Genomic DNA, 11,929 nt, shown 5'->3' with positions numbered 1-11,929 from the left:
TCATGGCAAATCTGCGACGTACTCGTCACCAGCTCAGCGGCGACCAGGCTGATCTGACACGTTCCATCGATGCACGGCGTAGGTCCCTGCTCGCCGAGGGCGTCGCGCCGGTACGAATGGCCCGTCGCTACGCAGCCTTGGGCCGATCGCTGTTTCGCCGATCCACGATCGACGGGTGGGCCGGCGCCGCACAGGACGCCGATGAGTCCGTGCGCATGCTCACCCAGGCGCTACAGCTCACCCCCAGCGGGCACCGGGCGCAGATGCAGCTCTGCCTTGACCTGTCATTCGTTCTCGCATCCCGTGACGCCGCAAACGAGAGCGACTCCGACCTGGAGGAGTCCCTCCGGCTGGCCCAGCAGGCGCGGTCGCTGGCGGTCAATGACCGGCAGCGGGCCGAGTGCCTGGCGGTGGAGGCCGACCGGTGGCTCGCCCGCCACATACGGCACGCAGATCCCCTCGACGTCTTGCGCGCCGTCGACCTCGCCCAGCAGGCTGTGGACCTGACGCCAGCCGCCGAACGCAGAGACCTGTCCGACCGCTTGAGCCTGCTCGCCCTGGCGCAACAGGCGCGTAATGTACAGACGCCCGAGGTGGCCACGCTCGATGCCCTCATCGCGACGCTGCACCGCCTGCTGGACGTAGCCACGGCGCCCGAGGACAGGGCGACCGCCTTCTTGGCCTTGCGAAGGACGCTGGCCGACAAGTTCGAGCTCACCGGTGAACCGGAGACACTGAACGCCGCGATTGCCGCCGCGCGCCAGGAATGCGAATCATCCACCGACCCTGCCGAGCGCATCACCAGCGTTTCGGCGCTGGAAGACCTGCTGCATCAGCGCCATGAGCTCACCGGCAGGCAGGAGGATCTCGACGAATGCATCACGCTGGCCCAGCACTGCGTCGAGCTGTCCGACGACGACATACAACGATCCGCGCATCTGCTCACGCTGGGCGTACGCCTGGAAACCAGGTTCGATCTCCTGGACATGCTGCAGGATCTGGAAGAGTCGATCGCCGCCCACCGAGCCAGCCTCGCCTTGACCCCGCGCGGGGGCACTACCCGCTCTCGGCGGCTGTCCAGCCTGGATGACGTGCTCCACAAGCGGTACAAGCGCCTTGGCGAGCAGGCTGACCTGGACGGCTGCATCGAGGCCATGTCCGATGCGGTACGCATCCGCGGCGATGAGGCCCCGCCGTGGTATGTGACCGCGCTGGCCTCCCGCTACGTGAGCAAGTACGAGGCCACGCGCGATCCCCGCATGCTGGAGGAAGCGATTCAGCTCAGGGAGCGGGCCCTGGCGACCGCCGACTCCGACCGGCCAGATCACGCCAACCGTCTGGCGAACACTCTGATCGATCGGTTCTGGCTGGAGCATCGAGCAGACGACATCCGGCGCTGTATCGAGCTCTATCAGTTCGCTCTCGATCACAGCAGCGACACCGCAGACCAGGCGGTGTTCGCGGGCAACCTTGGACTGGCTCTGGAGAACCTGTTCGAGCAGTCGAAGGATGCCGCCGACCTTGACCTCGCCGTGCAGGCGCGTGCCCGAGCCGTGGTGCTGACGCCCGCCGACGCCCGCGAGCGCCCGGTGCGTCTCGCGGCCTGGGCCAACCGGCTACTGGCCCGATATAGAGCTACTCGCCAGGTCAGCGACGTGGATGCCGCGATCGGTGCGCTCGCCGAAGCCGTTGACCTGGCCGATCCCACCGATCCGGAGCTGGCAACCTGGCTGTCCAAACTGGGGGGAGCGTGGCGATCCCGGTTCTTCGCCACCGGTGAACGCTCTGCCATCGACGAAGCCGTCACCGCCTTCGAGCGGGGAGCGCAGGTCACACCTACGGGGCACCGTCATCAGGCGGCGGGACTGGCCCACGTCGGCGACGCGCTGGTTATCAGGTTCCATCGCTACGAGGACGTCGCAGACCTCGACCGTGCTTTCGACTTCGCCCGCGCCGCCATCCAGGCCGCTGAGCACAGCGGTCCCGCGGGACACTTCCACTGCGAACTCGCCGAACTGCACCGGCGTAGGTACCGGTTCACGGGCGATGCGGGGGAGCTCGACCGTGAGATCGAGGCCCGGCTTCTGGGTACCGCGCCGGGTGAGCGCAACCTCGGCATTCAACCTGACTGTCACCTGCAATTGAGCATCGCGTTCCGGCTCCGGCACGAGGTATCGGAGATCCAGCAGGACCTGCAGGCGTGGATTGCGCACAGCCAGATCGCCGTCGACGCGGCTGCTGTCGCGTCTGCGACGCTGACCAGCGGACTGAAGCATCTCGCCTGGGGGTTCGACACTGCATACCAGAAGAGCGGGATCATCGATGACCTGGAGCAGGAGATCGCCACGCGCCAGCGGGTGGTGGAAGTCCTGCCGGAGTCCGATGGTGATCGGGTGATCCAGCAGGGGCTGCTTGCCGATGCCTATTGGAGCCGTTACCGGGCGCTTCGCGAAGGCGGCGACCTCGACAAGTGCATCGCCATACTCGTGGACGTGGTTGGCTTGGCGCCAACCGATCATCCGGCGCGTGATACCTGGCTGTTCGACCTCGCCATCGGCCACAGGGAGCGCTATCGCCTCACCGGCGCCGCCGCAGATCTGAACCTGGCCATCGAGTTCAGGCGGCAGCGTCTGGATGCCGCGGGCCAGTCCGGCCGTCGTGCGTCCGACCTGGAAAGCCTCGCCCGCGATCTGTGGACACGGTACGAACCGCCCGAGGGCGTGGCCGATCTCGATGAGGTGATCGATCTTCGCCGCGAGGCGCTAGCACTGACCGCTGAGCCGGCAGCGCGACTGCCGCTCCTGCAAGGGCTCGGCTCGGCATTAGGCGCCCGTATCGATCTTGGGTTCAGCCTGCGGGCCGATCCGTCGGGGGCGGCGGCTGTCGCATACGTCTCGGACGGTGTCCTCATCACTGGTGAAGCCGTGGCGATCGCCGAGGCCGCTGGTATGTTGACCGCCGCGACACTTAGTGAACACGCATGGGCGCTGTGGCTCAGCTTCTTCGTGCGCGGCGTCGCCGCCGACTTCGACAACGCCGTCTCCGCGCTGGAGCGCGCCATCAGAATCGGTGCCGACGAGCCTGAACAGCAGGAGCGGCGTGCGACCCTGGCCTACCTCCGGCAGGCGCGCTATCTGCTCGCCGGGTCGTCGACGGACCTGGCAGGTGTGGATGACGCGCTCGATGGGTTGGTGAACGCCGATGAGCTCGAGCCAATGGCCCGGACTCTATTCCAGATGATCGGATGGATGCGGGACCCGGTTGCTGGCTCGGACGACAGCTATGCCGGGGCGGATACCTACGGCGCCCGCACCGATCTCGACGCCGATCAGTCAATGCAGGCCATGATCATATTAAACCGGGCCATGGCCGCGCTGAGCCGCTTGCAGACGCAGGAGGACATCGCCCCCCTGCACCGGACCATCGATGAGACACGTCAACTGGCAACCGTGATGGCCGACCAGTCGGCCAATTGGGCTGCCATCCAGGTGTTCCTCTGCGTAATGATCAATGAGCGCTTTGCTCGAACCCAGGACGAGCAGGATCTCGAAGAGATCATCATGCTCGGCGCTCAGGCGCTGGCCACGCTCTCACCCGGCCGGTTCGAACGGTCGATGCTGCTTGACCTGCTGGCCAACGCGTTGCTGATCCGCCACCTGCGCGATGGCGACAGCGGCGACGGATGGCGTGAGGCGGCACGGCTGTGGGAGGAGGCAGCGCGAGACGAGCTGTTGCCCGCCCTCAGCCGGCTAACTGCCGCTCGCAGATGGGGGCAGGTGGCGATGACAGCGGGCGAATGGCACGAAGCATGCCGGGCGTTCACCATCGCCATCGACGTGCTGCCCCTGCTGGCGTGGCGCGGGCTGGACCACGAGGACGCCCAGGAAGCACTCGCCCCGACCAGGGGACTGGCTGGCGAAGCGTGTGCCGCCGCGATCGCCGCAGGTCAGCCCGACCTCGCAGTCGAACTGCTGGAGCAGGCCCGCGGGGTGCTCTGGACCCAGCTTCTCGACGGCAACACCGATCTGACGGCGTTGCGCGAGGACCATCCCCAACTCGCCGACGAGATGGAGGCCGTACGAGGCGAGCTCGACAACCCCAACCTGACCGCCGGCTTCGATGACAGCGTGAGCCATACCCGAGCCCTCATGCGCAGGTGGAACGAACTCGTCGGCCGCGTACGTGAGCTGGAGGGCTGGCAGCACCTGCTGAAACCGCCTCGCATCGACGATCTGCGCAGTGGAATGGGCGACAGCGATATCGTGGTCCTGCTGAACGTGAGCAGTTGGCGATCCGACGCACTCATCGTGGACAAGACGAGCGTACGGGTCGTCGAGTTGCCCGATCTCGACCTCCCCACGGTGCTTCAGAACCACGGCCGATATCTGAACGCGCTGACGACGTTCGATCGCCACCGCAGCGTGGTCAATCGCCTCGCTATGGAGCGCACCATCACCGAAACCTTGATCTGGCTCTGGCATGCCGCCACCGCACCTGTCATGACGCTGCTCGGCCTTTCCCCCTCCACGGACCGGCGTACGATCTCTCACGTGTGGTGGTGCCCGACCGGCCCGCTGACGCTCTTTCCCGTTCACGCCGCTGGTGACCACACCGTTTCCGGCGCGACCGTGCTGGACCGGGTGATCTCCTCCTACACGCCCACCCTGCGCGCCCTCAGCGAGACACCGTCAACGCCCCGCACGTCAGACCCGGGCACCATGGTGCTGGTAGGAATGAACGAAACACCGGGTGCGGCGCCCCTGCCGCAGGTGCGCCAGGAGATATCGCATATCCAGTCGCTCCTGGACGGCTCCCTGGTGCTCGACGAGCATTCCGCAACAGTCCAAACCGTCAAGGACGCGCTTGGCCGATACTCCATCGCCCACCTGAGCTGCCACGGCACGCAGAACCTTGAACGCCCGTCACGTGGTGGAATCCTGCTGCGCGACGGCCTGCTCACCATGAACGAGCTCTCAACCGGGCCTGGCCGGCATCTGGCCGTACTCACCGCCTGCCAGACCGCCACCACGGGTACGTCCAATCCGGATGAGGCGATCAGCCTTGCCAGCGCGATGCAGTACCACGGCTGGGGTCAGGTCATTGCCACACTGTGGTCCGTAGCAGACGACACGAGCTTTCAGGTCGTGCAGCAGTTTTACACCTCGGTCGCCGAAGACGGCCAGCTGATGGCAGGTAGGGCTGCTGGAGCGCTGCACGACGCTGTCGTGGCACTGCGCGACCGCGAGCCGCTGCGCCCCAGCCGGTGGAGCGCGTTCATCCATGCCGGGCGGGCATAGCGCCAGCGGGCTGTACGGCCGACCGCATCACGGTCCAACTGCTGACGCCAGAGCCTGAACGAGTTCGTTGCCGTCGGCCGCCGTATAAAGCATCTGGCTTGACGGCGAATTGTCAGGATCATCGTCCGGCACTGGTCGGCATCGGTGCCATGGCGGCTCAGCGGGCAACGCTCCCGAGGTTCCAGCAGTCCACCGGTCAGGCATGCGGGCTCGGCGTCGAGCAGCGTCCGGCGACGCGGCGACCGCTAGCCATAGGGGAGGACGTGTGATGAAGCTGTCGTTATTCGACTGGGTAACTGGATCAATGCTGTTGCTGGCCCTACCGCGCCCGCGCGGTAGGTGTCGCCGTCGTTGGCGCACCGGCGGCACATCCCGAGGGTCGGGCCCATCATGTCGTAGTCGGCAGCGTCGAGGCTGAACCTGGACGTGAAATCCTCCAGCACGCCGCAGATGCGGGTTGATCATCCGTGCTTGGCAGAAACATCTGTCTGTATGAATACTTGTCAGGGGGCGGGAGTTCCGGTTTGCTGTCCCCATCGGATGCAGCGCGGGGAGGACGGCATGGCCGGGGCAAGGTCTGAGATCGTCGAGGTCGAACTTCCGGATGGTACGCGCATCCTCGCGGAAGTCACTGTCCCAGCGCAGAGCGATGTCGGCGCCCGACCACGGCTGTTCCACGCGGAGGCGCTCGGAGGGCAGATCTCGTCCGTATCGTCCTGGATCCTCTCCCACGTCCGAGAAGGGCTGCCAGACAGGCCGTCGCAGATCTCCGTGGAGTTCGGTCTGAAGCTCGGCGTGAAGTCGGGGCAGCTGGTCAGCATCTTGGCCGAGGGGACCGGCGAAGCATCGGTGGTGGTCAAACTGGACTGGCCGCTGGCGTCGGCCGATCCTGCGGTGCCAGCTAGCTGAGGCGGGCGTGAGCCAGCCGGTCGACCTCCTGCGGCAGTGCATCGCTGCGGTCCACGTTGACGGGTACTTCGCTGGCAGCGGCTTCTTCATCGGTCAGGACCGGCTGTTGACGTGCGCTCATGTCGTCGGGGCTGCCGCTCGGGCCGAGTCGGCAGGGCGAACGACCGTTGTCTGGCAGGGGCGGACGCTGATCGCGACCGTCGAGACAGTCATACCCGTGGACCCCGGCGACGACGACTTCTGGCCGCTTCCCGATCTGGCCGTGCTGGTCATCGCCGAGGCGATCGCCCTTCCCTCAGCCTGGCTCGGTACGGTTGAGCTGCGTACAGGAGCGTGGGTCAGCGGGCACGGCTTCAGTCTGCGTACGCTGACCGCCGGCCCGGCCGAGGACACGGTGGCGGTGCGTGTGGTCGGCGTCAGCGGAGGACTCCTCAAGGTGACCGGCGACGCCATACCGCCAGGCATGAGCGGCGGAGCTGTCCTCGACCGCGAAAGCGGACGTGTCATCGGCTTGATCAAGGCCACCCGGGACCGCGACGCGGCGCTGGGCGGCTGGATCATCCCAATGCCGGTGATAGCCGAGCATCTCCCAGGTCTGGTCGCCGCGAACACCTCCCTGCACCGGCCGGGAACCGCATGGCGGGACGGAGCGACCCGGCGCACCGAGGTGGCGCGGGAGCTGTTCCGGCGGTCCGGGTTCGCGCCCAGCCCGCCACCGACGGAGGAGCCCCGTCCGTCATGGTGGCTCGATCCGAAGAACCGCGTCACGGAATTCCAGGCACGGCCGGAGTTCGACACTCTGCGGGACTGGTGCCTGCGTGAGCCGGCGTACACCTCCACGGCGTACCTTTTGCATGGCGGGGGCGGCGTCGGTAAGACCCGATTGGCCCTTGAATTGTGCGACCTCGTCGACCGGGACGGCTGGGTCGCCGGGTTTCTCCCGGTCGGCTTCGACGTGGCGGTGATCGACGACGCGGTGCGCCTCGGCCACCGGGTCCTCGCGGTCCTGGACTACGCGGAGACGCGCGCGGAGGAGCTTGAGCAGCTGCTGAGCCAGGCTCCGCGCTGGGCGGGGAAGGTCCGCGTCCTGCTGCTGGCCCGGTCGGATGGGCGCTGGTGGCACCGGCTCGCCGCCGGGCACCAGGCGTTGGTCGACCACGAAGCCGTACTGCCGTTGCGGGCGATCGGCGGCGACGAGGCGGCGGCTCGACGTACGCTCACCGCCGCGTTTCGCGACTTCAGCCTGGCGATCCGCCAGGTCGAGGAGCCGTTGGCCGAAGGCGTCCTGAATCACGCTCGCGCCGGCGACTCAGCCCTGACTTTGCACGTGTTGGCGCTGGACGAGGTGCTGCGACGCGCTGAGCCCGAGCCCGTGAGGCCGCGTCGTGTGTACCGGCCGGGGTCGCTGCGGTCCATGGTAGATAGAGAGGCGCGGAACTGGCAGCGCGTTGCGGACCGGTCCGGCCTGCGCACGGCCGCCGCCGACTGGCTGCTCGAACCAGTACTCGCCGTGGCCACGCTCTACCCCGCGAGGTCGGTCGACGCCGCCGTGGCGGCCATGAGTCGAGCGCTGATTTCCTGCGGGGGACCGGTCGACGAGGCTGCCGGTCTGGTGCACGTGCTGCGGCGGCTTTACCCTGACCCGGCTGGGGTATGGGCATCGCTGACCCCGGACCGACTTGGCGAGACGCTCGTGGTGGGCGTACTGCAGGAGATGGGTGAGAGCGCCGCGCGGCGCTACGTCACCGCAGTGCTGGCCGATGTGGACGCGGAGCAGCTCGAGCAGATCATGGTCATCCTGTGGCGAGCCTGGTCGGGCGCGGCGCCCGAGCAGCGGGGTCTCGTCGCTGACGCGGTCGACGCGCTCGCGACCAGCCGGCCCAACGTGGTGTTACCGACCGGATGCCGTACGGCCCTGCAGTCGGCCGAGGCTCCCGAGCTGCTCGCGGTCCTGCAACGGCACGCCGAGCAGGCCGACCTCGACACCCTGACGGCTATGCAGGACGATCTGGACCGATACGATCAGGCCGTGGCCCCGCTCGGCGAGCAGGTCGCGCGGCTCCTCCTTGCAATGCTGCCCGCCGAGTTCACCAGTCGGGACGCGGGCACGCGGACCGACGCCGAGCGGCGAGCCGGTACGCTGCAGCGGCGCGGCAATTGGCTGGTGCAGCTCGGTAGGTTCGCGGAGGCCGAATCAGACCTGCGCGCGGCTGTGGACCTGTTGCGCAGCTTCGCCGGTGATGCACCGGCGACCATCGAGCCCGTGCTCGCCCACACACTGAGTGATCTTGCGTGGGTGCTGGCGCATCACCGGGTACGCCCGGACGAGGCGCTCAGCCCGACCCACGAGGCTGTCGGACTGTACCGGCGGCTGGCGGCGCGGGACGCTGAATTCAGGCCTGGACTGGGCGGCGCGCTGGTCAATCTCGCGGAGTGGCTGCAGCAGACGCGGCGCCCGCGGGACGCCGCCCGCGCGGTGGCCGAGGCGATCCAGATCTACCGTGACCTCGTGCCCGCCGACCCCTCACGGTACGAATCCATCCTTGCCTCGCTTCTCGCCTTCCTCGGCTACCTACTCCACGACGCGGGCCGTGACGACGAGGCGTTGACCGCGTTGACGGAGTCGGCCGAGTTGCAGCGACCCTTGCTGTCCGTGGCCCTCGGCGCCACCGGACGCGGCCTGGCGGAAGCGCTGGTCACGACGGGCAGGATTCTCGCCGATCAGCAGCGGTACGCTCCGGCAGAGGCAGCCGCAGAGGAGGCCCGCGAGCTGTTCCAGCGTCTGGCCGAGGACTTGGGCGCCGACGTGCGGGTCCCAATGGCCGACTGCCTGATGCTGTTGGCCGATCTCTACGCCGCCACGGGTCAGTTCGTGCGCTACGCCGCCGTCGCGGCCGAAGCCATTGTCCTGCACCGCGCGCTTGCCGAAAACGATCCCGAATACTTCGGCGCGCTCCTCAGCCACAGTCTTGCGCATCTATACGTGGCGCTGCAGAGCACCGACGCACCCGGCGACCAGCTCGACGCCCTCATGGACGAGATCGTCGTACGGAGCCGGCTGCTGGCCTCGACCGTGCCCGTCCACGGCGAACTGGCCTTCATCCACGTCCTGCTGGATATGAGCGATCGCCTGAGCGCCACCGATCGTCTGCCGGGCGCTCTCGATCTGCTGCGGGAGGCAGTCGGTGTCGGCCGCGCCGCGTTCGGCCGGGACCCGGAGGCCTTCACCGACCCGCTCGTCCGGTCGCTGATGCGGCTCGCGGAGCTGTACGGCGACGCCGCGCAGTTCCTCGACGCAATCCCAGTCGCCCAGGAAGCGGTCGCGCTCTGCGATGCCTTCGGACAGCCGGACCGGCTCGATGACCGGTACCTACTGGTCGTCGCGCTCACCCGCCTATCCGCGGCGCTGACAGGGTCGGGCAACGTGCCGGCGGCGATCATCCACGCACGCCGCGTGATCTCCGTCCTTGAGGGGACCACGCTGGACGACGAGCCTGGTTACATTACGGGCATCCGGGAGTCCATGACCGACGCGATCCAGGCATTCGAGGATGAGGATGCGCGGGGCGACCGAGCATCGTCGGCCCTCGATCAGGAGGCGCCAGTACCGGCCGCCGGACAGCGGGCTGCGGCCGATGCCGCAGGTGTGGCCGCTCTGGCGGGCTGTTTCCGTGAGGCATGGGACTTGCTCGCGCGCCGGGAGCCCACTGCCGCCGCGCTGAACGGCGTGCGGGACGCGCTCGCTCAGGTACTGGCGGTCGGCGATGGAGAGCATGCCGCGATCTTGCTCAGCAACGCACTCCTGGACGGGGCCGAGGCGCTGTGGTCCGACGGACACGTCGATGACGCTGCCACACTGCTGGAACGTGGCATCGAGGTATTCCGCTCATTGGCGGTGGGCAACCGGATCGACTTCGAGTACGCGCTCGCCGTGGCCCTGACCGAGTTCGCTCGGCAGCGGGCGGACGCAGGTGGACTCGATGAGGCGAACGTGCTCGTCACCGAGGCGGTATTTCTGCTGCGCAGGGTGAGCTCGCACCTGCCGGTGGTCGTACCGATGCTGGCATCCGCGCTCTCCTTGCACGCCCACCTGCTGGCGGGATCCGGCCAGGAGCGAGAGGCGCTGCCTGCGCTTCGGGAGGCGGTCGTCCTCGGTCGGCAGATCGTTGCCGACGATCCGCTGCGGGTCGGTCCCGAGTGGCGGCAGCAGGTGAAGGACCTGATGTCCATGTTGGACTCATATCGGCAGCTCGCCGCCGGCCTCGGCCGAGCCGAAGAGGCCCACGCCGTGGCCGTCGAACGGCTGGGCTGGCTGAAGAACTTGTCGGAGGGGTCGACCGAGCCGCTTGCGCGTGATCTCTTCCACGAGGCAATGAATTTGGTCGACCGCGCCTCCGGTACGCCCGGCTACGAGTCCGCCCTGACCGAGTCGGCGCGGTATGCCCGCCTTCTCCACGAGGACGGCGATGCCGATATGACTGCGGTGAAAGTCGCCGTCCTCGCCGGCCTGGCTGCGCTGACAGCGGCATTGGATGATCAGCCGACCGCGTTGGCAGAAGCCGAGGCCCTCATCGAGCAGTGCCGTCTCTGGGCGGCTGCTGAGCCGGTGGCGGCCCGGCCGACCCTGGTGAACCTGCAGTCGTTGTATGCGCAGTTGCTTCAGAATGCCGGCCTACTGGTCGAGGCCGGCTCGGTTTTGGCCGAGTCCGAGGCGATCCTCCAGGAGTACATGGACTATAGAGCTGTCGACGAGGTGCACCAGCTGGCTTCGATAATCGGGGAACGCAGCCGGATCGCCGGCCTGCTCGACGACAACGGAGAGGCGCTGGATCTCGCGTTGCGGGCCGTGGCGATCCACCGCCGCGCCGTCGCGATCGACCCGGACGGCGACCAGGCGGACTTGGTACGAAGTATCTGTACTGCGGCGAACGTGAGTGCCGCCCTGAACCGGTACGCCGATACCCGGCGCCTCACCCGGGAGGCCGTGGCCCTCCTGCGCTCCCGCGTGCCGCTCGATCCGGCGGCCACAGAACTGTCGTTGGCCCAGATGTTGCTCCTCGACGGCCTGGCCGAGCTGAGCCTGGCGGCCCTCGACGAGGACGGCCATCGGCGCTGGCGACGTTGGCGCACCGATGAGGAGGAGGCGCCGCGGTCGGTTCCCGCCTTCTACGAGGCAACCGAGATCCTCCGTCGGTTGGCGTCGCACAGGCCCGATGGGCTCGACCCGTCTGCCCTCATCCCGATCGCTCTGGCTTTACGCCAGTGCCTGGACTTCGGCAGCGTGGTCGACGCCGAGTTCCTGGGTGACCAGCTCGCACAGATGGCGGCCGAACTGCGCCCGTCGCCGGACCGGCCGCCGTCTGCTGACGTCCTGCTGGCGATCCGCCTGGCTGCGGGGACCTTCGCACTCTCGGACCAACCGGCGCCCGCCGTACCGCTCTACACCGAGCTGGTCCGGCTACACCGGATCACCGGCGAAGTACTGTCACCTCGGGATTACGCTGACGATCTCTACCATCTGGGCGAGGCGCTGCTGTTCTCGGGCCGGCCCGCAGAAGCCGTGGTGGCGCTGACCGAGGCCGCAGTCGCGACTGGAGCCGAGGCGCCGGACGACCCCGATACCGACAGCCGGCTGTTCATGTGCGAATTCTGGCTGAACAGCGCCCGAGCGCAGCTCGACTCGACCGACCCATCTCCAGGGACAGAGTCAGAACCTTAGTCCG

The 11,929-nt window shown here is 67.9% G+C and carries 3 protein-coding genes; all 3 read left to right on the top strand.

The features are described from left to right. Positions 1–2: 2 nt before the first annotated feature. The 3 genes from F4553_RS09810 to F4553_RS09800 all read left to right on the top strand — a co-directional run bounded on the left by F4553_RS09810 (position 3) and on the right by F4553_RS09800 (position 11,925). Complete coding sequence (locus F4553_RS09810; RefSeq protein WP_184834695.1) at positions 3–5,297, top strand: CHAT domain-containing protein; 5,295 nt, start codon at positions 3–5, stop codon at positions 5,295–5,297. Positions 5,298–5,858: 561 nt separating this feature from the next. Continuing rightward, entirely contained in the window at positions 5,859–6,206 is a 348-nt protein-coding gene (locus F4553_RS09805; RefSeq protein ID WP_184834693.1) for a CU044_2847 family protein, read from the top strand. A 7-nt stretch (positions 6,207–6,213) separates the two neighbouring features. Next, on the top strand, positions 6,214–11,925 hold the full coding sequence (locus F4553_RS09800) for a S1 family peptidase (protein ID WP_184834691.1): 5,712 nt from the start codon (positions 6,214–6,216) through the stop codon (positions 11,923–11,925). Positions 11,926–11,929 lie beyond the last annotated feature (4 nt).

The sequence above is a fragment of the Allocatelliglobosispora scoriae genome (genome assembly GCF_014204945.1).
Classification (GTDB): Bacteria; Actinomycetota; Actinomycetes; order Mycobacteriales; family Micromonosporaceae; genus Allocatelliglobosispora; species Allocatelliglobosispora scoriae.
Note: the sequence above shows the minus strand (reverse complement) of the source record. Positions and strands in the feature narration are given on the sequence as shown.